Source organism: Pseudogemmobacter humi (assembly GCF_900609055.1).
Classification (GTDB): domain Bacteria; phylum Pseudomonadota; class Alphaproteobacteria; order Rhodobacterales; family Rhodobacteraceae; genus Pseudogemmobacter; species Pseudogemmobacter humi.
In genome coordinates, this window is sequence record NZ_UXAW01000051.1 from 301256 (window position 1) to 324062 (window position 22807).

Sequence of the window (22807 nt, forward strand, 5' to 3'; positions counted from 1 at the left end):
CAGGATGAAAGCGGGATCAGTCTTTCTTGCGCGCCTCGGCGGCGGCTTTCATCCGGGCCAGCAGTTCGGCCTTCTTCTCGGCCTCGGTTTTCGCTTTGGGCGCCCCGCGTTTGGGCAGGTCAAGCGCGTGGTGGCTGTCTTTGGCCGATTTCGGATGGCCGGATTTGGAATAGTCCATGGCGGTGTCCTCGGAATGTGTTGTCCCCGGGATGCCCGAAAGGGGGGCGCGGGGCAAGAGGCGTGCTCAGCGGGCGCGGGGAATGCGCAGGCCGAGGCGCACCGACAGCACCCGCAGCGCGAAGGTGGCCGTCACCCCGGCCGAGGCGGTCACGACCGGCGGCCAGCCGAGATGCGCGCCGAGGGTGACGATCAGCGTGCCCGCGACCGCGGCCACGGCGTAGATCTCTTCGCGCAGCACACGGGGGATTTCGGTGACGAGGATGTCGCGCACCACGCCGCCGCCCACCGCCGTCATGACGCCGATCAGGCTGGCCGCCGCCGGATGCAGGCCGAAGGCCAGTGCTTTGGATGTGCCCGCGACCGCGAAGACCCCGAGGCCGAGCGCGTCGAGCAGCATCACCGGCTTGTCGGCGCGCTCGATCAGCCGGTGGCAGAGGAAGGCGGTCAGCCCGGCGGCGCAGGCGGCGATCAGATAGGACGGATCGCGCAGCACCGCCGCCGGCTGGTCGCCGATCGCCATGTCGCGGATGGCGCCGCCCGCGGTGGCCGCAGCGGTGGCCAGCACGATCACCCCGAACAGATCGAGTTGGCGGCGCACCGCCAGCATCCCGCCCGACAGGCCGAAGACGAAGGTGCCGATCATGTCGAGCCACCAGACGATCAGGCTGAAATCCTGCGCCAGAATGTTCATGGCCGCCCCCTTGCGTGTCCCGTGACGGGGCGGAGTAAAGCCGCAAACCGCCTCGAAGGGAAAGACCGCGTTTGCCCCCCGGGATGCAGGCGGGCGCAAAGAAAACGCGCGCGCCCCGAAGGACGCGCGCGATGGCGGTGCTTGTGAAGAAAACTCAGGCGAGCGAGGGGTCGATGCCCTTGCAGGCCTCGACGAGGCCCTTCACCGCGTCGATGGATTTGTCGAGCATCGCCTGTTCGTCGGCGTTCAGCTTGATGTCGACCACGCGCTCGATGCCGCCGGCGCCGATGATGGTCGGCACGCCGACATACATGCCGTCAAGCCCGTAGGCGCCCTTGACGTAAGCCGCGCAGGGCAGCAGGCGCTTCTGGTCCTTGAGATAAGCCTCGGCCATTTCGATGGCCGAAGTGGCGGGGGCGTAGAAGGCCGAGCCGGTCTTCAGCAGGCCCACGATCTCGGCGCCGCCGTCGCGGGTGCGCTGGACGATGGCGTCGAGCTTCTCCTGCGTGGTCCAGCCCATCTCGACCAGATCCGGCAGCGGGATCCCGGCGACGGTGGAATAGCGGGTCAGCGGCACCATCGTATCGCCATGGCCGCCCAGCACGAAGGCGGTGACATCCTTCATCGAGACGTTGAACTCGACCGAGAGGAAGTGGCGGAAGCGGCCCGCATCCAGCACGCCGGCCATGCCGACCACTTTCTCATGCGGCAGGCCCGAGAACTCGCGCAGCGCCCAGACCATGGCGTCGAGCGGGTTGGTGATGCAGATCACGAAGGCGTTCGGCGCGTATTTCGCGATGCCTTCGCCCACCGATTTCATCACCTTGAGGTTGATGCCCAGGAGGTCGTCGCGCGACATACCCGGTTTGCGCGGCACGCCCGCGGTGACGATGCAGACATCGGCGCCTGCGATATCCTCGTAGGAATTGGTTCCCTTCAGCGTGGCGTCGAAGCCCTCGATCGGGCCGCATTGCGCAAGGTCGAGCGCCTTGCCCTGCGGGGTGCCCTCGGCGATGTCGAACAGGATGACGTCGCCGAGCTCCTTGGTGGCGACGAGATGGGCGAGGGTGCCGCCGATCTGGCCTGCGCCGATAAGGGCGATCCGGGGTCGTGCCATGGGGGAATCTCCGTTGCTGGAATCGGGCGGAGGCCTAGCCCCTTAAACACCGTCTGTCCAGCTTTCTGACGATGTTGTATGCCATTGTATGCCGAAAGATCCACCCTTTCCCGCGCCGCTGCCGCGGTTTAGCGGTAACGGCGGCAGAGGCGGAGAATACGGATGGACGGCACGGCATTCTGGATCGCGGCGCTGATCGCCTCGGCGCTGGTCGGCCTGTCGAAAGGCGGGTTGCCGATGATCGGGATGCTGGCGGTGCCGGTGCTGTCGCTGGTGATCTCGCCGGTCACGGCGGCGGGGCTCTTGCTGCCGGTCTTCGTGGTCTCGGATCTGTTCGGGCTGTGGGCCTGGCGCAAGGCGTTCGACGCGCGGGTGTTGCGGATCGTGGTCAGCGGCGCGGCGGCGGGGATCGGCATCGGCTGGGCCACGGCGAGCCTGGTGCCCGAGGCGGCGGTGACGCTGCTGGTGGGGGTGATCGGGCTGGTCTTCGCCGCCAACACCCTGTTGCGCCGCCGCCCCGAGGGGCCGCCCCGGCCCGCGCGGGTCGGGCCGGGGCTGTTCTGGGGCACCATCGCGGGTTTCACCAGTTTCGTCAGCCATGCCGGGGCGCCGCCGTTTCAGGTCTATGTGCTGCCGTTGCGGCTGGAAAAAACGGTCTTCGCCGGCACCGCGACCATAGCTTTCGCCCTGATCAATGCGATGAAGCTGATTCCCTACTGGTTCCTCGGCCAGCTGAACCCGCAGAACCTGCGCGTGGCGGCGATCCTGTTCCTTCCCGCGGTGATCGCGGTCTTCGCGGGGATCAGGCTGGTGCGCTGGCTGCCGGAAAAGCTGTTCTACCGGCTGGTGATCTGGTCCTTGCTGGCGATTTCGGTTCGGCTGGTGCATGACGGGCTGACGGGGCTGCTGTAGCCCGCTGCCGCTGCGGCATTGCGCGAAATTTCTGCATTGCGGCGAATATCCTCTTGCCGAATGTGCCAATTTCGTGCTTTGACACGCAAGATTATTGCCAAGGAGACTCGCTCATGGCGCGCCCCTGCCGTTCGGTCCTCTATATCCCCGGCTCTCGCGAGCGTGCGCTGGAGAAAGCGCGCGATCTGGCCTGCGATGCGGTCATCTTCGATCTTGAGGATGCGGTCGCCCCCGACGAGAAACCCGCCGCCCGCGGGTTGCTGGCCCGGGTGCTGCGGGACGCCGATTACGGGCCGCGCCTGCGCATCGTGCGGATCAACGGGCTGGACACGCCCTGGGGCCAGGACGACGCGGTGGCGATGGCCGCCGCCATCGCGGGCGGCGCGAAGATCGATGCGATTCTGGTGCCCAAGGTGAATGCCCCCGCCGATCTGGATGCGGTGGCGGCGCTGGTGCCCGGGGCGGATCTCTGGGCGATGATGGAGACCTGCGCGGGCATGCTGAACGCGGCGGCCATCGCCGCGCATCCGCGGCTGACCGGGATGGTGATGGGGACGAACGATCTGGCGAAGGAACTCGGCAGCCGTTTCCGCCCTGACCGTCTGGGGGTGCAGGCGGGGCTGGGGCTGTGCCTGCTGGCCGCGCGCGCCCATGCGCTGACCATCGTCGATGGCGTCTACAACGCTTTCAAGGACGAGGCGGGGCTGCGCGCCGAATGCGAACAGGGCCGCGACATGGGATTCGACGGCAAGACGCTGGTCCATCCCGCCCAGCTTCAGATCGCCAACGAAGTGTTTGCGCCTTCGGATTCCGATCTCGATCTCGCCCGCCGCCAGATCGCCGCATATGATGCGGTGACGGCCGAGGGCGGCGGGGTTGCCGTGGTGGACGGGCGGATCGTCGAGAATCTGCATATCGTCACCGCCCGCGCGCTGCTGGAAAAGGCGGCGGCGATCGGGGCTCTGGCAAATTGAGGCGGAACGGGGCAGGAATGACCCCGTAAACCCCGAACCCCGGAGCCCGCCATGTTCTCGCTCGCCCTCGGTGTCCTGTTGTGGAGCGCCGCCCATCTGTTCAAACGCCTCGCCCCGGCTTCCCGAGAGGGGATGGGCGCGGGCGGCCGCGGCACGGTCGCGTTGCTGGTCCTCGCCTCGATCGGGCTGATGATCTTCGGCTACCGCATCGATCCCGGCACGTTCTACTGGGGCCGCAGCCCGATGACGACCGGGATCAACAATCTCATGATGCTGGTCTCGGTGTATTTCTTCGCCGCCGCCGGGATGAAGACCGCGCTGGCGCGCAGGCTGCGCCATCCGATGCTGTGGGGCGTGGTGATCTGGTCGGCGGCGCATCTGCTGGTGAACGGCGACTCGCCGTCTTTCGTGCTGTTCGGCGGCCTCGGTCTCTGGGCGCTGGTCCAGATGGCGGCGATCAACCGCCATGCCGGGCCTTTCGTGCCGCCGCCGCCAAAGCCTGCGAAGATGGAATGGATCGCGGTGGCGGGCACGCTGGTGGTCTATGGCGCTCTGGCCGGGGCGCATTACCTGCTCGGCTATCCTGTGTTCGGGTGATGCGATGAAACTCTACCGTTTTCTGTCCGGGGACGACACTTCCACCTTTTGCCACAAGGTCTCGGCCGCGCTGGCGAAAGGATGGGAGCTTTACGGTTCGCCGACCTATGCCTTCGATGCCTCGAACGGGGTGATGCGCTGCGGCCAGGCGGTGGTGAAAGAGGTCGGGGGCGAATATGCGCCCGATCTGAAACTGGGCGAGCAATAGGCGGGCGGGCAGAAGGGGGCCCTGCCCCCGTCTGCTTGCGCAGACTCCCCCGGAGTATTTGGGTCAGGATGAAAGGGGCAGGGGCCGGGCGTCCCTGCCGGAAAGGGGCGAGGATGAAGACCAACCCGGGGCGTTTCTTCGAGGATTACCGTGTGGGCGAGGTGATCCGTCATGCGGTGCCGCGCACCGTTTCGGGCGGCGAGCGCGCACTTTATCACGCGCTCTATCCGGCGCGCGGCGCGCTTTACTCCTCCGACGCATTCGCCCGTGCCTCGGGGCTGGCGGCAAGCCCGATGGATGATCTGATCGCCTTCCACACCGTCTTCGGCAAGACGGTGCCCGACATCAGCCTGAACGCCATCGCCAATCTCGGCTATGCCGAGGGGCGCTGGCTGCGGCCGGTCTGGCCTGGCGATACGATCCGCTCGGAATCCGAGGTGATCGGGGTGAAGGAGAATTCCAACGGCAAATCCGGCGTGGTTTACGTGCGCACCCGCGGCCTGAACCAGCATGGCGAGGCGGTGCTGGAATATGTCCGCTGGGTGATGGTGCGCAAGCGCCGCGACGTGCCAGCGCCCGATCCGGTGGTTCCGCACCTGCAAAAAGCGGTGGCGGCGGCGGATCTGGTGGTGCCGGAGGGGCTCGATTTCACCGCTTACGATTTCACCCTGGCCGGCGAGCCGCATCGCCAGCGCGGCTATGAGATCGGCGAGAAGATCGACCATGTCGACGGTGTGACCGTCGAAGAGGCCGAGCATATGCTGGCCACGAGGCTGTGGCAGAACACGGCCAGGGTGCATTTCGACGTGACCGCGCGCGAGGACGGGCGGCGGCTGATCTACGGCGGCCATGTGATCAGCCTGGCGCGCGCGCTGTCGTTCAACGGGCTGGCGAATGCGCAGATGATCGTGGCGCTGAACGCGGGGGCGCATGCCAACCCCTGTTTCGCGGGCGATACCGTGCGGGCCTGGTCCGAGGTGCTGGACAAGGCCGAGACATCCGCGCCCGGCGTGGGCGCGCTCCGGCTGCGGCTGGTGGCGGTGAAACAGGGGGCCGCGCCTTTCGCGCTGAAGGATGGCGAGGGCAAATATCTGCCCGAGGTGCTGCTGGATCTGGATTACTGGGCGCTGATGCCGCTGTGACCGGCTGCCCCCCGGGCGGGGTGTCCGGCCCGGGAGGAAAGCGGCTTTCATCCTGACGAAAATACCCCCGCCGGAGGCGCAGGTTGCGGCTAGGCGGGCCGGCTGAGAACCTGCGCCCGGCGGGCGGGCGGGATGCGCCCGGCGGGTAATTCCCGAATGAAATCATCGGTAATTGTTTGTGGTCACAGGTGTGATCACGCATATCGATTGTGTGATCACATAGGCCGCGAAAAAAGTCGCGGGTTAGCGCGAACAGGGGGCAACCCGGTATTGTGCCCCGTGACTCGGCTGATAAAAACGCTATGACAAGGGACGTATCGAAGCGCGCTCCGCCCGGAAGACCGCCCTCAGGCGACATGGATGGGGCAGCCAGCGACAAAGGGACAAGAGATGTCTGCACCGAAGCGGGCCGAAAGGCCGCTGTCTCCGTTCATGATCGGCCCCTATTACCGGCCGCAGATGACCTCGATTTCCTCGATCATGGTGCGTATCACCGGCATAGCGACGCTCGGGACGATCTTCCTTCTGGTCGCCTGGCTGCTGGCCGCCGCCACCTCGCCGGCCGCCTTCGACTGCATCGACTGGCTGCTGACCAGCGTCGTGGGCGATGTGCTGCTGGTGCTTGCCGTCTGGGCGATCTGGTATCATGCGCTCGGCCGTCTGCGCCATCTGATCTGGGATCTGGGCTATTTCGTCGAGATCCGCGCCAATGAGGTGATGGGCCTTGGCATGTTCATCGGCGCCACGGTTCTGACGCTGATCACCGTTCTTGTGGTTTGAGGAGACTGAGATGCGTTTCATCACTGACCGCAAGGGCGCCGAGGGTCTGGGTTCGGCACGGGCAGGCACCCATCACCACTGGCATATGATGATCAGCTCGGCTCTGTTGATCGTGCTGGTGCCGCTGTTCGTCTTCACCTTCGGCATCGGCCTTGGCCGCAGCCATGAGGGCGTGCTGGAGTATTTCTCGCGGCCCTGGCCGGCGATCATCACCGGGCTGACCCTGGTTGTGGTCACGCTCCACTGCAAGAGCGAGGCCGAAGAGGCGATCGTCGATTATGTGCATGGCGCGAAGGGCAAACTGCTTCTGGTCGCCGTGACGGGTTTTGCCTGGGCGGTCATCGCAGCCGGGCTGTTCGCTCTGGTAAAACTGGCTCTGTAGGATCGGCCCTTGTGAGGCTGGCCGAAAGGCCGGCGCCAGGCAGGCACGGTTAAGGAAAGACGGAAATGACTGCTGCATACGCTTACGAGGTCCACGATTATGACGTGGTGGTGGTGGGTGCCGGCGGCGCGGGCCTGCGCGCGACGCTGGGCATGGCCGAACAGGGGCTGCGCACCGCCTGCGTGACCAAGGTCTTCCCGACCCGCTCGCATACCGTGGCGGCCCAGGGCGGCATCGCCGCGAGCCTTGGTAATATGGGGCCCGACAGCTGGCAGTGGCATATGTATGACACGGTGAAGGGCTCGGACTGGCTGGGCGACACCGATGCGATGGAATATCTGGCCCGCTCCGCTCAGGCCGCGGTCTATGAGCTGGAACATTACGGCGTGCCGTTTTCGCGCACCGAAGAGGGCAAGATCTACCAGCGCCCGTTCGGCGGCCATACCACCCAGTTCGGCGAGGGCCCGCCGGTGCAGCGCACCTGCGCCGCCGCCGACCGCACCGGCCACGCGATCCTGCACACGCTCTATGGCCGCTCGCTCAAGGAGCGCGCCGAGTTCTACATCGAATATTTCGCGCTGGATCTGATCATCACCGACGGGCGCTGCACCGGCGTGGTGTGCTGGAAGCTCGACGACGGCACGATCCATGTGTTCAATGCCAAGATGGTGGTGCTGGCGACCGGCGGCTACGGCCGGGCCTATTTCTCGGCGACATCGGCCCATACCTGCACCGGCGACGGCGGCGGTATGGTGGCGCGCGCGGGCCTGCCGCTTCAGGACATGGAATTCGTGCAGTTCCACCCCACGGGCATCTACGGCTCGGGCTGCCTGATCACCGAGGGCGCGCGCGGCGAGGGCGGCTATCTGACCAACGTGAACGGCGAGCGGTTCATGGAGCGCTATGCGCCCCATTACAAGGATCTGGCGCCGCGCGATTATGTCAGCCGCTGCATGACGCTGGAGATCCGCGAGGGCCGCGGCGTCGGCGCCGAGGGCGACCATATCTTCCTGCACCTCAACCACCTGCCGCCCGAGACCCTGCACGAACGCCTGCCGGGCATCTCGGAATCGGCGAAGATCTTCGCGGGCGTCAACGTGAACAAGGAACCGATCCCGGTTCTGCCCACGGTGCATTACAACATGGGCGGCATCCCGACGAACTACTGGGGCGAGGTGCTGAACCCGACCGCTGAGAACCCCGATGCGGTGTTCCCCGGCCTGATGGCGGTGGGCGAGGCGGGCTGCGCCAGCGTGCATGGCGCGAACCGGCTCGGCTCGAACTCGCTGATCGACCTCGTGGTGTTCGGCCGTGCGGCCGCGATCCGCGCGGGCGAGGTGGTCGATCCGAAATCGCCGGTGCCCGCGACCAATACCGCCGGGGTGGACAAGGCGCTCGCCCGGCTCGACGCTTTGCGCTACGCGAAAGGCGCGATCCCGACCGCCGATCTGCGGCTTGAGATGCAAAAGACCATGCAGCGCGACGCCGCCGTCTTCCGCACCGAAAAGACCCTGGCCGAGGGCGAGCGTGCGATGACCGAAATCGCCGGCAAGATGGGCGATCTGAAGGTCACCGACCGCTCGATGATCTGGAACAGCGATCTGATGGAGACGCTGGAACTGACCAATCTGATGCCGAATGCGCTGGCGACGATCTACGGCGCCCATGCCCGGACCGAGAGCCGCGGCGCCCATGCGCATGAGGATTATCCGACCCGCGACGATGAGACCTGGCGCAGGCACAGCCTGGCCTGGGTCGAGGGCAACAGGGTCACGCTCGACTACCGACCGGTGCATACCGATCCGCTGACCACCGAGGCCGAGGGCGGCATCAGCCTGAAGAAGATCGCCCCGGCGGAAAGGAAGTTCTGATGCGCGGGCTGGCCCTCATCCTTTGCCTTGCACTGCCCGCCTGCGTGGCGGGCGAGGCGGTGATGCAGGAAACCACCCGCTCGCTGGCGCGTTCGGCGGTAAATTCGGCGGCGGCGCAACATCTGCCGGGGGTGAATGTCACCCCCTTCACCGACTGCGTGATCAACAATGCGCAGACGGGCGAGCTGATCCAGCTCGCGCAATATGCCTCGGCAGGCACCAATGGCGCGGCCCAGGCCTGGCCGGTGGTGCGCACCATCGCCAGCCGCCCCGAGGCGACGCAATGCCTGGTGCGGTCGCTGAGCACCACGCAGATGCTCTCGGTTGGAGGACTCGCGCTGTGACCCGCCTTTTTCTGCTGCCCGCTGTCCTCTTGCTGGCCGCCTGCGATCCGCAGGCGCTGGCCGACAAGACCACGCGCAACCTGGCGCATGGCGTTGTGCTGCCGGTGGTAAGCCGCGATCTGCCGGCGGGGCCGGCGGAACAGGCGACCGATTGCATCCTGAACGCGGCCTCGATGCCCGAGATCCGCGCGCTGGCCCGTGACACCGGGGTCGAGGCCGGAAGCCAGACCCGCGAGAACATCCGTAACATCGCGCTGCGCCCGGCGGCGCAAAGCTGCTTCGCCGCGCGCGGCCTGCCGCAGGTCAGATGATGCGCGCCGCCGCCCTTCTTTTGCCGATGGCGCTTCTGGCCTGCGGGCCGCTGCCGGTTCATGTTGCCGAACAGCAATGCCTGCAAGCCGCGCGCGAGGCCCGCGGCCCCACCGGCAGCGCCGGGATCGGCGTTGTCTCTGGCGGCAGGGGCGGCACCCGGACGCGGGGCGATCTCGAGATCACCATCTCGTCCGACTGGCTGGCCGGGAAGGATCCCGCCGCCGTCTACGACACCTGCGTCATGTCGAAATCCGGGCAGGCGCCGAGCCGCCCGCTATACCAAAGATCCGACTGGAAAGGCTGACCCATGGTCCAGTTCTCGCTGCCCAAAAACTCTCAGGTTCGCACCGGCAAGACCTGGCCGAAGCCCGAAGGCGCCACCAATATCCGCGCCTTCCGCATCTATCGCTGGGATCCCGACACCGGCGAGAACCCGCGGGTGGACACCTATCATCTCGACATGGACAAATGCGGCCCGATGGTTCTGGACGCGCTGATCAAGATCAAGAACGAGATCGACCCGACGCTGACCTTCCGCCGCTCGTGCCGCGAGGGGATCTGCGGCTCATGTGCGATGAACATCGACGGGATCAACACGCTGGCCTGCATCTGGGGGCTGGACGAGATCAAGGGCGACGTGCGGATCTACCCGCTGCCGCATATGCCGGTGGTGAAGGATCTGATCCCGGATCTGACGCATTTCTACGCGCAGCACGCCTCGATCATGCCCTGGCTTGAGACGAAATCGAACACGCCGGCCAAGGAATGGCGCCAGTCGATCGAGGACCGCAAGAAGCTCGACGGGCTTTATGAATGCGTGATGTGCGCGTCCTGCTCGACCTCCTGCCCGAGCTACTGGTGGAATTCCGAGAAATATCTCGGGCCGGCGGCGCTGCTGCATGCCTACCGCTGGATCATCGATTCGCGCGACGAGATCACCGGCGAGCGGCTCGATGGACTGGAAGATCCGTTCAAGCTGTATCGCTGCCATACGATCATGAACTGCACCAAGACCTGCCCCAAGGGGCTGAACCCGGCGAAGGCGATCGCCGAGATCAAGAAAATGATGGTCGAGCGCGTCGCCTGACCCGGCCGGGGAGGGGGCGCCGCCCCCGTCCCTGCGTGCCGCAGGGACTCCCCCGGGGTATTTGTCTCAGGGTGAAAGCCCTTTCATCCTGAGACAAATACCCCCGCCGGAGGCGCAGGCCGGCCAGAGGCGCAGGTGCCGGAGATGATGTTCCTCTTTCCGCCCGGGCTTTTGCTGCTGTTTCTGGGGCTTTGGTATTATCGCCGGGGCTCGACGCTGACCCGCGCCTGCCGCTGGCGCGAGGCGCGGCAGGGCGGCGCCGGGCACTGGCGCTGCGCCGCCTGCGGGGCGGAATGCGATCTGGCCCCGGGGCGCGCGCCGCGGCACTGCCTGCGTCAGCAGTAGCGTTCCACCCCATGCAACTGATGGTCGCCGTAGCGGTCGCCATGGGCGAAGCCCGCAGGCAGCAGGCGCTCGATCTCCGCCAGATCCCCCGGTGTGAAGCGGATCGCATCCGCGCCCTGCCAATCGGCCAGATGCCGGGCCGAGCGGGTGCCGGGGATCGGTATGACATGTTCGTCCCGGTGCAGCACCCAGGCCAGCGCGGCGGCGGCGGTGGTCCAGCCCCGGGCGCGGCAGAAGGCGCGGAAACCGTCGACCAGCGCGGTATTGGCGGCGAAATTCGCGCCGGTGAAGCGCGGGTTGGCGCCGCGGAAGCCGTCGGTGGGCCGGGGCAGGGGCGTGTCGCCCAGCATCCCGCGCGCGAGCGGCGAGAAGGCAACGAAGGTCACGCCCAGATCGGCGCAGGCGCGGATCAGCCCGAGTTCCGGCTGCCGCGACCACAGCGAATATTCGTTCTGCACCGCCGTCACCGGATGGATCGCATGGGCGGCGCGCAGGGTGGCGGGCGCGATCTCCGAGAGGCCGTAACCGCCGATCTTGCCCTCTTCGATCAGGCGCGAGAGGGTGCCGACGACTTCCTCCAGCGGGCGGGCGGCCTCGCGGCGGTGGATGTAGAACAACCCGACATGATCGCACCCGAGCCGTTTCAGCGAGGCCTCCAGCTCGCTGCGCAGACAGGCGGCGGAATTGTCGAACCGGCGCGGCGGGCCGTCGACGATCCCGGCCTTGGTGGCGATCACCGGCCCCGAGCCGCCGGTATGCCCGCGCGTCCGCAGCCATGTGCCGATCACGCTTTCCGAGACGCCGCTGCCGTAGATGTTCGCGGTGTCGAAATGGGTGATCCCGGCCTCCCAGGCCGCATCCAGCGTGGCGAGGCTCGTCGCCTCATCGGTCGCGCCGAAGATGCCGCCGAAGGACATTGCGCCAAGGCCGATCGCACCGACCCGGTGGCGCCCGAGATTTCGTTTCTGCATGGAAGGCTCCTTTAAGGGGACGCCATCCAACAGGAGCGAATCGGATCGTTCAAGGGGCGAAATGAAAAAGGGCGCGGCCCTGCGGCCACGCCCCCTGTTGTCCGGCGAAGGTGCTCAGATTACCCCGAGCGCCCGCATCGCCTCGGCCACGCGGACGAAACCGGCGATATTGGCGCCCAGCACGTAATCGCCCGGCGCGCCATATTCCTCGGCGGTGGCGGCGCAATTGTCGTGGATCGAGCCCATGATCGCCGCGAGCCGCGCCTCGGTCTGGGCAAAGCTCCAGGAATCGCGGCTGGCGTTCTGCTGCATTTCCAGCGCCGAGGTCGCCACGCCGCCCGCATTCGCGGCCTTGCCCGGCGCGAACATCACGCCCGCCTCCTGGAAGATGCGGATCGCGTCCGGGGTCGAGGGCATGTTGGCGCCTTCGCCCACCGCGATCACGCCGTTCTTCACCAGCGCGCGGGCATCCTTGCCGGTCAGTTCGTTCTGGGTGGCCGAGGGCATGGCCACGTCGCAGGCCACGTCCCAGATGGTGCCGTCGCCCGCCTTGACGAAATAGACGCCTTTGCCTTCGCCCTTGATCCGCAGATATTCCGAGATCCGGGCGCGGCGCACCTCTTTGATCTCCTGGATCAGCTCCTGGTCGATGCCGTTCTCATCGACGATATAGCCCGAGCTGTCGGACATCGCGACGACCGTGCCGCCGAAGCTGCGGACCTTTTCCAGCGTGTAGATCGCGACATTGCCCGAGCCCGAGACCACGACCTTCTTGCCGTCGAAGCTGGTGCCTTTGGTCGCCAGCATCGATTGCACGAAATAGGTGTTGCCGTAGCCGGTGGCCTCGGTCCGCGCGCGCGAGCCGCCGTAGAACAGGGCCTTGCCGGTCAGCACGCCCGCCTCGTAGCGGTTGGTCAGGCGCTTGTACTGGCCGAACATATAGCCGATCTCGCGCCCGCCCACGCCGATGTCGCCCGCCGGCACGTCGGTGTATTCGCCGATATGGCGGTGCAGTTCGGTCATGAACGACTGGCAGAAGCGCATGATCTCGCGGTCGGACTTGCCTTTCGGATCGAAGTCCGAACCGCCCTTGCCGCCGCCGATCGGCATGCCGGTCAGCGCGTTCTTGAAGGTCTGTTCAAAGCCCAGGAACTTGATGATGCCGACATTCACCGAAGGGTGGAAACGGATGCCACCCTTGTAGGGGCCAAGCGCCGAGTTGAACTGGACCCGGAAGGCGCGGTTGATGCGGACCTGGTTCTTGTCGTCGATCCACGGCACGCGGAAGATGATCTGGCGCTCGGGCTCGCAGATGCGCTCGATCAGCGCGTCATCGGCGAAATCGGGGCGTTTGGCGACCACACGGCCGAGGGATTCCAGCACTTCGCGCACGGCCTGGTGGAATTCCGGCTCGCCCTGGTTTCGCTTGATCACCTCGGCGAGGATGGATTCCAGTTTTTCGTCCAGCTGCACCATGAAGGCCCCCCGATTCGCCTGAAAATTGATCTTTCTGGCGCGGGATATTGCAGTTTACAGGCAGGGATAAGGGGGTTTCTGGCGAAATGCCGGAAAATCAGGCGTTTTGCCGTCAGAATGACTGATTTATCGCGCAAAAACGCGGCAGTTTGACGCTGCCGCGCTTCATTCGGTCAGAGAGGGGGGCGGTTCAGGCCGCCGCCGCCTCGGCATCGACCAGCGTCACGATATCCATCATGATCCGGTTCAGCTCGAAATCCTTCGGGGTGTAGACTGCGGCCACGCCCATGGCGCGCAGTTTCACCGCGTCGTCCTCGGGGATGATGCCGCCGACCACCACCGGGATATGGGTCAGCCCGGCGGCGCGCATCCGCTCCATCGTCTCGGTGATCAGCGGGATGTGGCTGCCCGAGAGGATCGAGAGGCCGACCACATGCACCTCCTGATCGGCCGCCGCGGCGACGATCTCCGAAGGGGTCAGGCGGATGCCCTCGTAATGGATCTCCATGCCGCAGTCGCGGGCGCGGGCGGCGATCTGTTCGGCGCCGTTCGAGTGGCCGTCGAGGCCGGGCTTGCCGACAAGGAAGGAAAGCTGGCGGCCAAGGCGCGAGGACACCGCCTGCACCGCCTCGCGGATCGGCTCCAGCCCCTCGGTGCGGTTCGACGGGCTTTTCGACACGCCGGTCGGGCCGCGATACTGGCCGAAGGCCAGGCGGACGCATTCGCCCCATTCGCCGGTGGTCGCCCCTGCCTTCGCCGCCGCGATCGAGGGCGGCATGATATTCGCCCCGGTTCGCGCGGCCTCGCGCAGCGCGTCGAGCGCGGCGCGGACACGTCCCTCGTCGCGGCTCTCGCGCCAGGCGCGCAGGCGGGAGAGCTGGTCGGCCTCGGCGGCTTCGTCCACCACCATGATCGCGCCGTCGCCGGTGGTCAGCGGCGAGGGCTCCGACTCGCGCCAGCGGTTGACGCCGACCACGATGGTTTCCTGGCTTTCGATCCGGCCGATGCGCTCGGCATTGGCCTCGACCAGCCGCGATTTCATATATTCGATGGAGGCGACCGCCCCCCCCATGGCGTCGATCTGCGCCAGCTCCTCGCGCGCGCCCTGTTTCAGCGCCTCGACCTTGCGCTCGATGGCCGGGTTGCCGTCGAACAGGTCGTCGTATTCCAGCAGATCCGTCTCATAGGCCAGGATCTGCTGCATCCTGAGCGACCATTGCTGATCCCAGGGCCGCGGCAGGCCGAGCGCCTCGTTCCAGGCCGGAAGCTGCACCGCCCGGGCGCGGGCCTTCTTCGACAAGGTGACCGCCAGCATCTCTATCAGGATGCGGTAGACGTTGTTTTCCGGCTGCGGCTCGGTCAGGCCAAGGCTGTTGACCTGCACCCCATAGCGGAAGCGCGCATATTTCTCGTCGGTGATTCCGTAGCGGTCGCGGCAGATTTCCTCCCACAGATCGGTGAAGGCGCGCATCTTGCACAGTTCCGTCACGAAGCGGATGCCCGCGTTCACGAAGAACGAGATCCGGCCCACCATCTTGGGAAAATCGGCCGTGGGCACCTTGCCTTTCAGATCGTCGAGCACCGCGCAGGCGGTGGCCAGCGCGAAGGCCAGTTCCTGCTCGGGCGTCGCCCCCGCCTCTTGCAGGTGGTAGGAGCAGACGTTCATCGGGTTCCATTTCGGCAGGCTCTTGCCGGTCCAGGCCGCGACATCGGTGATCAGCCGCAGGCTGGGCTTCGGCGGGCAGATATAGGTGCCGCGCGAGAGATATTCCTTGATGATGTCGTTCTGGACCGTGCCCTGGAGTTTGGCGATATCCGCGCCCTGTTCCTCGGCCACCGCGACGTAAAGCGCGAGCAGCCAGGGGGCGGTGGCGTTGATCGTCATCGAGGTGTTCATCTGTTCCAGCGGGATCTGGTCGAACAGCGCCCGCATGTCGCCCAGATGGCAGACCGGCACGCCGACCTTGCCCACCTCGCCGCGCGACAGTTCGTGGTCCGAATCATAGCCGGTCTGGGTCGGCAGGTCGAAGGCGACCGACAGCCCGGTCTGCCCCTTGGCGAGGTTGCCGCGGTAAAGCGCGTTCGAGGCCGCTGCCGTCGAATGGCCCGCATAGGTGCGGAACAGCCAGGGCTTGTCCTTCACCGGCTTTTCCGCCGCCTGATCGGGTGCTGCGTTCTGGGTCATCGCTGCCTCGTCGCCTGAATTGGATGCGCAACATTGTTTCTCTTGGTGAAGCGTATGGATCATTTAATGTCATTGTCAATCGCTGCAATGCGGCGCGGGCGCTGCGTTCGCGAAAATCCCGGGTTCCGGCGGGGCGCCGCGGCCACTGGTCTGGCCGGTGATTTGCGCGTAAGCGGGACCAGATCCCTTTCCGCAGCCGAGGCATGATGTATACCGCGACCCTGCTGACCAGCCCCGAAACCCCCGTGATCGACCGCGCCACTCTGGAAAGCCTGCGAAACGCCTGGGGCGGCGGCGAGGCGCGCTGGCTCGACCCCGGGGTGGCGGCGGAATTCGCGCTGCCCGCGCTGCCGGAAAACCGCTGGCAGGTGTGGCAGGATCTCCAGGCGCTGAAGATCGACCTTGCGGTCACCGCCTCGGCGGGGCGGAAGAAGCGCCTGCTGATCGCCGATATGGATTCCACCATGATCCGCCAGGAGTGCATCGACGAGCTGGCCGATGAGGCGGGGGTGGGCGAATATGTCGCGGGGATCACCGCGCGGGCGATGAACGGCGAACTGGAGTTCGAGGACGCCCTGCGCGAGCGGGTTCTGCTGCTGAAGGATCTGGAGGAAGCGGTGATCGCGCGGGTGGTGCGCGACCGTATCACCCTGATGCCGGGCGGGCGCGACCTGGTGGCGACGATGCGGGCGAATGGCGCCTATACCGCGCTGGTCTCGGGCGGGTTCACCGCCTTCACCGCCGCCATCGCGGCGACGCTTGGGTTCGACGAGAACCGCGCCAACACGCTGCTGTGCGAGGGCGGGCGGCTGACCGGCCTCGTCGCCGAACCGATCCTCGGCAAACAGGCCAAGGTGGAGGCGCTGGACGAACTGGCCGCGCGTCTCGGGGTCTCGCCGGCCGAAGTGATCGCGGTGGGCGACGGCGCCAATGACGTGCCGATGCTGAAACATGCGGGCATGGGCGTGGCGCTGCACGCGAAGCCCCGGGTCCAGGCCGAGGCCGATATCCGCATCAACCACGGCGATCTGACCGCGCTGCTTTACCTGCAAGGCTACACGCGCGAGGAGTTCGCGTCGTGATCCTGCGCGCGGCGCGGGCGGCGGATGCCGGGGCGATGGCCGATCTGCAAAACGGGATCATCGCTCTGGGCGGCACCACCGCTTATCAGCAGCCGCGTAGCGTCGCAGAGGTGCGGGAAAGCTATATCACCGGGGCGGATGTGATCTGCTGCCATGTCGCGGAAGAAGAGGGCCGGATTCTGGGGTTCCAGTCCGTCGGGGCGCATCCCGGACTGCCCGCCGGGATGGCCGATATCGGCACATTCGTTGCGTCCGGCCATCAGAGGCGGGGGATCGGCGTCCGGCTGTTCGGCGCGAGTCGCGCCGCCTGCCGCGCGGCGGGGATCACCGCGCTGAACGCGACGATCCGGGCCGACAACCCTGCCGGGCTGGCCTGTTACGCGCGCCTCGGCTTTGCCGATTACGCGCATGATCCGGCCTGGGCGCTGGCGGACGGGCGCGTGGTCGGGCGGATCAGCAAGCGGCTGGATCTCTGATGATCGGCATCGCCACCGAGATCGCGCTTCTTCTGATGCTGGCGGCGTTCATCGCCGGCTTCGTCGATTCCATCGCCGGGGGCGGCGGGCTGATCACCGTGCCGGCGCTTCTGCTGGCCGGGGTGCCGCCGGTCGAGACTTTGGGCACCAACAAGTTCCAGGGCAGTTTCGGGGCCGGGACGGCGGCGCTGACCTATGCGCGGGCCGGGCATGTGCGGCTGAGGGATCAACTCGGCATGGCGGCGGTTTCGGCCGTGGCCGCCGCCTGCGGCGCGCTGGTGGCGCATCTGATGCCCGCCGGGGTGCTGCGCATCATCATGCCGGTGGTGCTGATCGGCGTCGCGGCCTTCTTCGCCTTCCGCCGCGGTCTGAGCGATCAGGACCGGGTGCAGCGGATGCGCCCGGCGGTGTTCACCTTCACCCTGGTGCCGGCGATTGCCGCCTATGACGGCTTTTTCGGCCCGGGCACCGGCAGTTTCTTCATGATGGGGTTCGTGCTTCTGGCGGGCTATGGCGTGCTGAAGGCGACGGCGCATACCAAGCTCCTGAACTTCGCCTCGAACATCGGATCATTGGCGGTGTTCATCCCCTCGGGCGCGGTCTGGTGGGGGCTGGGGCTGGCCATGGCGCTGGCGCAAACGGCGGGCGCGCTGGTCGGCGCACGGCTGGCGATGCGGATCGGCGCCCGGCTGATCCGGCCCCTGCTGGTGGTGACCTCTTCGGCCATGGCGCTGCGGCTGATCTGGCAGGCGGTCATGGGCTGAACGCCCGCGCGCGGCCGGCGGCGGATGCCTCCGGCGGGGGTATTTGGGTCAGGATGAAAGCGGCAGGTCAGTCCCTCCCGGTGCCCCAGGCCGCATCCTGCATCTCGCGCAGCCGGCTGGCGGTGCGCTCGAATTCGAAGGCGCCCTCGCCTTCGATATAGAGCCGCTCGGGCTCGTCGGCGGCCGAGGCGATCAGCCGGACCTTCGCCTCGTAGAGCGCGTCGATCAGGGTGACGAAGCGTTTGGCCTCGTTGTAGTTCGAGGACGACAGCCGCGGGATGTCCTCGAGCACCAGCACGCGGCAGGCTTCGGCGATGGCGAGGTAATCCGCCGCCCCCAGGGGCCGCGCGCAGAGGTCGTAGAAACCGGCCCGCCCCACGCCGCTGGCGAAGCGCGGCAGTTCCACCTCGCGGCCGTTGACCGGCAGGCGCAGGACCTCGCCCGCCGCGCCGCCGGTCAGGTCGGACCAGATCTCCTCGATCCGGCCGCGGCTGGCGCCGGGCGGGCAGAACCAGACCTGGGCGCCTTTCAGCCGGTGCTGGCGGTAGTCGTTCGGGCTTTCCAGTTCCACCACGTTGAGCTGCTGGCGCAGCATGGCGATGAAGGGCAGGAAAAGCTGCCGGTTCAGCCCGTTCTTGTAGAGATCCTCGGGCGGGCGGTTCGAGGTGGTCACCACCACCACCCCGGCGGCGAACAGCTTCCCGAAGAGCCGCCCCACCAGCATGGCATCGGTGATGTCGGTGATCTGCATCTCGTCGAAGGCCAAGAGCCGCAGCTCGCGGGTGATCTTTGCGGCGACCGGGGCCAGCGCATCCTCGATCCCGGTTTTGCGCGCCTCGTGCAGCCCGTGGTGGATCTCCTGCATGAAGGCGTGGAAATGCACCCGGCGCTTTTCCCGGATCGCGGTCGCCTCGGTGAACAGATCCATCAGCATGGATTTGCCGCGCCCGACGCCGCCCCAGAGGTACAGTCCCGGCGGCGGTGCGGGCGGCGCCTTGCCGAACAGGCCGGACAAGAGCCCCCCCTTGCGCGCGGGCGTGCTCTCCAGCCAGCTGCGCAGGCTTTCCAGCGCGGGCAGCACGGCGTGCTGCGCCGGATCGCGCCGCAGGTTGCCCTCGTTCACGCGGGCTTCGTAGATCTCGGTCAGGGTCTGTCGCATTCGATTCCGTGGTCTGGGCCGCCCGTCCGGGCGCGGCGCAAGATAGAAACAAATCGACCGGACACGCCAGCGCTAACCGAATCTACACCGCTGCCTGTCAGCCTGCCCCGGTGCGATGCAATTCCGGGGATGATGATGAAACGACTGCGCCCGCCTGGTCTGGTCTCGAAACTGACCGGCCTTTCGCTGCTGATGTTCCTTGTGGTCGGCGGGGTGGGGGCGCTCTTCTCGAACTACCGGGTCTCGCAGGTGGTCGAGGAACGGTTGCAGACGATGATCCTGACCGCCTCGCGGGTGACGGCGGGGCTGACGCAGGACATGTTCCCCTCGCTGTCCTACCGTATCGACGAAAGCGGCAATGTCACCGATGCGGTCTGGGTGGGGATTCCGGGCTTCGGCAGCCATGTGCTGGCGGATGAGGCGTTCCGCACCACCGGCACGCATTTCTCGATCCTGCGATGGGATGAGGCGCGGGGCGATTTCATCCGCCTGACCACCAGCCTGACCGACGATCAGGGCAGACGCTGGGTGGATTCGCCGCTCGGCCTCGATCACCCCGCGCGCGCACCGCTGTTGCGGGGCGAGGGCTATATGGGTCCGGCCGAACTGTTCGGCGAGGTCTATTCCGTCAATCTGATCCCGCTGCATGGCGCCGATGGCCGGGTTGTGGGCATACTTTGCAACTTCGTGCCGGAAACCGTGCTGCGCGGTGATCTGGCTTCGGCCTGGATGCAGGGCATGCTCGGCGTGGCCGTCTCGGCGCTGATCGGGGCACTGGTGCTGTGGTGGGCCAACCGCAGTCTGCTGCGCCCGCTGGGAACGCTGTCGCAGGTGCTGGAGCGGATCCGCGGCGGCGATACCGGCGTTGCCGTGCCCGCCCTGCAACGCCAGGACGAGATCGGCACCTTCGCCCGCGGGTTCGAGGACTGGCGCCGCTCGGTCGAAGAGGCGCAGGCGATGAGCGCCGAAGCCACCCGGCGCGAGGCCGAGCAGGGCCGCGTGGTGCGCGATCTGTCGGATTCGCTGACGCGGCTGTCGGCGCTGGATCTGACCGCTTCGATCGCCAGCCCGTCTGACGATCCGTTCCCGGCGCGGTATGAGGATTTGCGGTGCAATTTCAACGGCGTGGTGGATATGCTGGCGGAAACCATGGTGATGATCCGGCAGATCGCGGCCTCGGTCGACAGCGGTGCGGCCGAGTTCAACTCCATCGCCCAGGACATGTCGAACCGCACCGAAACCCAGGCCGCAACGCTGGAGGAGACCGCCGCCGCGCTGGATGAACTGACCGCCTCGGTACAGTCGACGGCCGGAAACGCCGCCAGCGCCGACAGCCAGATGGCCGAGAACGGCCGTCAGGCCGAGGAAAGCGGACAGGTGGTGCGCCGGGCGATCCAGGCGATGGAGCAGATCGAACAAAGCTCGCGCCAGATCACCCGGATCACCGATGTGATCGACGACATCGCCTTTCAGACCAACCTGCTGGCGCTGAATGCCGGGGTCGAGGCGGCGCGGGCGGGCGAGGCGGGGAAGGGCTTCGCCGTGGTCGCCTCCGAGGTGCGTTCGCTGGCGCAAAGGGCCTCGGAATCGGCGCGCGAGATCAAGCGGTTGATCAGCCAGTCGAGTGAGCAGGTCGAGGCCGGCTCGGCCCTGGTGCATGAAACCGGCACTGCGCTGAACCTGATGATCGGGCATATCCACAGCGTGACCACGCTGATCGCGGATATCGCCGCTTCGGCGCGCGAACAGTCGCTGGGCCTGTCGGAGATCAATACCGGGGTGAAGCAGCTTGACGAGGTGACGCAGCGCAATGCCGCGGTTGTGGTGCAGAGCACGACATCAAGCGACGCGCTGCACAACGACGCTATGCGGCTGAGCGAGACGCTGGCGCGCTTCACTGTGCCCGCCGGGGCCGAGACCGCGCGCCATCCCGCGCTGCCGCCGCGGCGCCCGGTGCCGGTCACGGTCGAGAGCTTCACCCCGGTGCCGCTGGCGCGGACCGGCACCGATGCCGCGCAATGGGAGGATTTCTGAGGCTGCTGAACGCGGGGGGCGGAGAGGGCTTACCCCGGGCCGCGGTCCCAGCCCGGCAGAAATTCCACCCGGTCGCAGCCGGAGAACCGGGCAAGGCGGTCCATCTCGGCCTCCAGCCGCGTGCGGCGTCCGGCGCCCAGGCGGATGCCGGGTTCCGGCCAGAAGCCGCTCACCCGCAAAGCGCCCGCATCGCGATGGGCTTTGGCGTCCAGCCGCCCGATCAGCCTGTCGCCCTCCAGCAAAGGGAAAACGTAATAGCCATATTGCCGTTTCGCGGCGGGCACGTAGATCTCGATCCGGTAGAAGAAGCCGAACAGGAATTCCGCCCGGCTGCGGTCGCGCAAAGCCGGATCGAAGGGCGAGAGCACCCGGATCCGTCCCGGCGGCTCGGGTGGGGTATCGCGCAACGTGTCGGGCCAGAGGAAGGCGGCGCGGATCTGGCCGGCGTGGCCCTCGATCTCTGCCCTGGCCAGTTCGCCCCGTTCCAGCGCCGCCTGGCACCAGGTTTTCGCCTCATCGGCTGAAATGGCCTGCCAATAGGCGGCGATCTCACGGGCGCTGGCGAAGCCCAGCCGGTCCAGCGCCGAACGGCAGGCCCAGTCCACCGTCACCTCGCGCTCGGGCCGCTCCGCGCGGAGGGCGTCGGGGATCACCCGCTCGGTCAGATCGTAGATCTTGCGGAAATTCTCGCGCCGCGTCACTGCCAGCGCGCCGCAATGCCAGAGATATTCCAGCGCGGCCTTGGCCGGATGCCAGTCCCACCAGCCTCCCTTTTTGCGCGCAGCCCCCTCGTCTCCGGCGGCCTCGGCGGCCGAGACGGGGCCGTGATCGGCGATCTGTTGCAGCACCTCGTCAAATTTCGCCTCAAACCCGGGGCGCTGCCAGCCGGTCCAGCGCTCTGCCAGCCGGGCGCGGTTGTCGGTGAAACGGTGATGCCAGTGCGGAAACACCTCGACCGGCAACACCGAGGCGTCATGTGTCCAGTGCTCCCATAGCTGGCGGTTGCGCTCGATCAGCGGCGCCAGCCCGCCGGGGCGATAACTCTGGCGGCGCGCGAACAGGATCATGTCATGCGCACGGCCCACGGTGGCGATGCTGTCGATCTGCACGAAGCCGATCCGACCGATCAGCCCGCGCAAAGCCTCGCCGGTCGCCGGACCGGCGGGCGGCTCCGCCAGCGCGTGGCGGGCGAGGAACAGACGGCGGGCGATCTGGTTGGGGATCAGCGGCAGGGCCATGGGCCAAGCTCAGCCCGGCGGGCGAGAAAGGTCAAGATGCGGCGCGGATCCGATCCAGCGCAGAGGCGTGGCGGTGGCCGGCCGGAAAAGGCGCGTCGAAGCGACGAAGGAGCGCGGCATAGGAATAGCCAAGTTCGGACGCCTTGCAGAACCGCGCCCCGCCTTCTGCTCCGACGAGGATCAGACCGCCGCCGGCTTCTTCCAGCCGGAACCCTTTGCGCCGCAGCCGCAAAAGCAGATCGGACCAGCCGGCGGCATAAGCGAAATCGTCAGCGAGGAGCGCCCGCAAGGGAGCGACGAGCCGCTCATCCGTCCTGACGGACGTCTTCGCTCTGGCGCGGCGCGACAGGTCGCGGGCGATCGCCTCGCGGATGATCTGGCCGATGCTGGCATCCTCGTCGACGGCGATCCGACGCAGGGCGAGCACGGTCGGCTCGGGCAGTTTCAGGGTGAATTCGCGCAGCTCCATCCCGCCAGCAT

26 protein-coding genes are annotated in these 22807 nt (G+C 67.1%); 17 read left to right on the top strand and 9 right to left on the bottom strand.

All coding sequences use genetic code 11. From position 1 onward, the window contains the following. Positions 1-16 precede the first annotated feature (16 nt). From XINFAN_RS21945 to mdh, 3 genes are all read right to left on the bottom strand, one after another. Positions 17-178, bottom strand: coding sequence for a hypothetical protein (locus XINFAN_RS21945; protein WP_199286380.1), 162 nt, complete (start codon positions 176-178; stop codon positions 17-19). Positions 179-244: 66 nt separating this feature from the next. Beyond that, the gene (locus XINFAN_RS07630; RefSeq protein ID WP_124085889.1) at positions 245-871 is read right to left on the bottom strand and encodes a trimeric intracellular cation channel family protein; all 627 of its coding nucleotides are present in this window, start codon (positions 869-871) and stop codon (positions 245-247) included. Positions 872-1025: 154 nt separating this feature from the next. Further along, positions 1026-1988: a malate dehydrogenase gene (gene mdh / locus XINFAN_RS07635; RefSeq protein WP_124085890.1), complete on the bottom strand. Its 963-nt coding sequence runs from the start codon at positions 1986-1988 to the stop codon at positions 1026-1028. Positions 1989-2150: 162 nt separating this feature from the next. Here mdh and XINFAN_RS07640 point away from each other — a divergent pair, with 162 nt between their 5' ends. The 13 genes from XINFAN_RS07640 to XINFAN_RS07700 all read left to right on the top strand — a co-directional run bounded on the left by XINFAN_RS07640 (position 2151) and on the right by XINFAN_RS07700 (position 10942). Further along, positions 2151-2900: a sulfite exporter TauE/SafE family protein gene (locus XINFAN_RS07640; RefSeq protein ID WP_124085891.1), complete on the top strand. Its 750-nt coding sequence runs from the start codon at positions 2151-2153 to the stop codon at positions 2898-2900. A 113-nt stretch (positions 2901-3013) separates the two neighbouring features. Further along, positions 3014-3874, top strand: coding sequence for an HpcH/HpaI aldolase/citrate lyase family protein (locus XINFAN_RS07645; RefSeq protein WP_124085892.1), 861 nt, complete (start codon positions 3014-3016; stop codon positions 3872-3874). 51 nt (positions 3875-3925) lie between these two features. Continuing rightward, positions 3926-4471 carry an NnrU family protein gene (locus tag XINFAN_RS07650; protein ID WP_124085893.1) on the top strand — a complete coding sequence of 182 codons (546 nt, stop codon included), beginning with the start codon at positions 3926-3928 and terminating at the stop codon, positions 4469-4471. Positions 4472-4475: 4 nt separating this feature from the next. After that, a complete protein-coding gene (locus XINFAN_RS07655; RefSeq protein WP_124085894.1) occupies positions 4476-4679 on the top strand; it encodes a DUF1737 domain-containing protein in 204 nt (67 codons plus the stop codon). A 113-nt stretch (positions 4680-4792) separates the two neighbouring features. Next, on the top strand, positions 4793-5821 hold the full coding sequence (locus tag XINFAN_RS07660) for a MaoC family dehydratase (protein WP_124085895.1): 1029 nt from the start codon (positions 4793-4795) through the stop codon (positions 5819-5821). Positions 5822-6211: 390 nt separating this feature from the next. Continuing rightward, positions 6212-6601, top strand: a complete 390-nt coding sequence (gene sdhC, locus XINFAN_RS07665) for a succinate dehydrogenase, cytochrome b556 subunit (RefSeq protein WP_124085896.1) — start codon at positions 6212-6214, stop codon at positions 6599-6601. A gap of 10 nt (positions 6602-6611) precedes the next feature. Continuing rightward, entirely contained in the window at positions 6612-6983 is a 372-nt protein-coding gene (gene sdhD / locus XINFAN_RS07670; RefSeq protein WP_124085897.1) for a succinate dehydrogenase, hydrophobic membrane anchor protein, read from the top strand. A 65-nt stretch (positions 6984-7048) separates the two neighbouring features. Continuing rightward, entirely contained in the window at positions 7049-8854 is a 1806-nt protein-coding gene (gene sdhA, locus XINFAN_RS07675) for a succinate dehydrogenase flavoprotein subunit (RefSeq protein WP_124085898.1), read from the top strand. Then, positions 8854-9198, top strand: a complete 345-nt coding sequence (locus XINFAN_RS07680; RefSeq protein WP_124085899.1) for a succinate dehydrogenase — start codon at positions 8854-8856, stop codon at positions 9196-9198. Before sdhA ends, XINFAN_RS07680 begins: the two co-directional genes overlap by 1 nt. Then, positions 9195-9509 carry a hypothetical protein gene (locus XINFAN_RS07685; protein ID WP_233352159.1) on the top strand — a complete coding sequence of 105 codons (315 nt, stop codon included), beginning with the start codon at positions 9195-9197 and terminating at the stop codon, positions 9507-9509. The genes XINFAN_RS07680 and XINFAN_RS07685 overlap by 4 nt, the downstream gene beginning before the upstream one ends. Next, entirely contained in the window at positions 9509-9814 is a 306-nt protein-coding gene (locus XINFAN_RS07690; protein ID WP_124085933.1) for a hypothetical protein, read from the top strand. The genes XINFAN_RS07685 and XINFAN_RS07690 overlap by 1 nt, the downstream gene beginning before the upstream one ends. Positions 9815-9817: 3 nt before the next feature. After that, positions 9818-10597 (top strand): succinate dehydrogenase iron-sulfur subunit, encoded by a 780-nt coding sequence (locus tag XINFAN_RS07695; protein ID WP_124085900.1) that lies wholly within the window; start codon positions 9818-9820, stop codon positions 10595-10597. Positions 10598-10741: 144 nt separating this feature from the next. Next, the gene (locus XINFAN_RS07700) at positions 10742-10942 is read left to right on the top strand and encodes a hypothetical protein (RefSeq protein WP_233352160.1); all 201 of its coding nucleotides are present in this window, start codon (positions 10742-10744) and stop codon (positions 10940-10942) included. Here the strand turns inward: XINFAN_RS07700 and XINFAN_RS07705 are convergent. The 3 genes from XINFAN_RS07705 to XINFAN_RS07715 form a co-directional block, all read right to left on the bottom strand. Next, positions 10933-11913, bottom strand: a complete 981-nt coding sequence (locus tag XINFAN_RS07705) for an aldo/keto reductase (RefSeq protein ID WP_124085901.1) — start codon at positions 11911-11913, stop codon at positions 10933-10935. The two genes, XINFAN_RS07700 and XINFAN_RS07705, sit on opposite strands and share 10 nt — an antisense overlap. Before the next feature lie 114 nt (positions 11914-12027). Beyond that, a complete protein-coding gene (gdhA, locus tag XINFAN_RS07710) occupies positions 12028-13389 on the bottom strand; it encodes an NADP-specific glutamate dehydrogenase (protein WP_199286381.1) in 1362 nt (453 codons plus the stop codon). Positions 13390-13579: 190 nt separating this feature from the next. After that, a complete protein-coding gene (locus XINFAN_RS07715; RefSeq protein ID WP_124085902.1) occupies positions 13580-15574 on the bottom strand; it encodes a protein meaA in 1995 nt (664 codons plus the stop codon). Between the two features lie 206 nt (positions 15575-15780). Between XINFAN_RS07715 and serB the strand changes: the two genes are divergently transcribed. The 3 genes from serB to XINFAN_RS07730 are packed head-to-tail and all read left to right on the top strand — an operon-like array spanning position 15781 to position 17896. Then, positions 15781-16656, top strand: coding sequence for a phosphoserine phosphatase SerB (serB, locus tag XINFAN_RS07720; RefSeq protein WP_124085936.1), 876 nt, complete (start codon positions 15781-15783; stop codon positions 16654-16656). After that, complete coding sequence (locus tag XINFAN_RS07725; protein ID WP_124085903.1) at positions 16653-17132, top strand: GNAT family N-acetyltransferase; 480 nt, start codon at positions 16653-16655, stop codon at positions 17130-17132. The genes serB and XINFAN_RS07725 overlap by 4 nt, the downstream gene beginning before the upstream one ends. Next, complete coding sequence (locus XINFAN_RS07730) at positions 17132-17896, top strand: TSUP family transporter (protein ID WP_124085904.1); 765 nt, start codon at positions 17132-17134, stop codon at positions 17894-17896. The genes XINFAN_RS07725 and XINFAN_RS07730 overlap by 1 nt, the downstream gene beginning before the upstream one ends. A gap of 67 nt (positions 17897-17963) precedes the next feature. Here XINFAN_RS07730 and zapE read toward each other — a convergent pair whose 3' ends face one another. After that, positions 17964-19055, bottom strand: coding sequence for a cell division protein ZapE (gene zapE, locus XINFAN_RS07735; protein ID WP_124085905.1), 1092 nt, complete (start codon positions 19053-19055; stop codon positions 17964-17966). Between the two features lie 135 nt (positions 19056-19190). Between zapE and XINFAN_RS07740 the strand changes: the two genes are divergently transcribed. Then, the gene (locus tag XINFAN_RS07740; RefSeq protein WP_160144565.1) at positions 19191-21089 is read left to right on the top strand and encodes a methyl-accepting chemotaxis protein; all 1899 of its coding nucleotides are present in this window, start codon (positions 19191-19193) and stop codon (positions 21087-21089) included. 29 nt (positions 21090-21118) lie between these two features. Here the strand turns inward: XINFAN_RS07740 and XINFAN_RS07745 are convergent, their stop codons facing one another. Together XINFAN_RS07745 and XINFAN_RS07750 are read right to left on the bottom strand one after the other, a co-directional pair. After that, the gene (locus XINFAN_RS07745; RefSeq protein ID WP_124085907.1) at positions 21119-22327 is read right to left on the bottom strand and encodes a winged helix-turn-helix domain-containing protein; all 1209 of its coding nucleotides are present in this window, start codon (positions 22325-22327) and stop codon (positions 21119-21121) included. Between the two features lie 31 nt (positions 22328-22358). Then, positions 22359-22796, bottom strand: a complete 438-nt coding sequence (locus XINFAN_RS07750) for a hypothetical protein (protein ID WP_124085908.1) — start codon at positions 22794-22796, stop codon at positions 22359-22361. Positions 22797-22807: the final 11 nt, after the last annotated feature.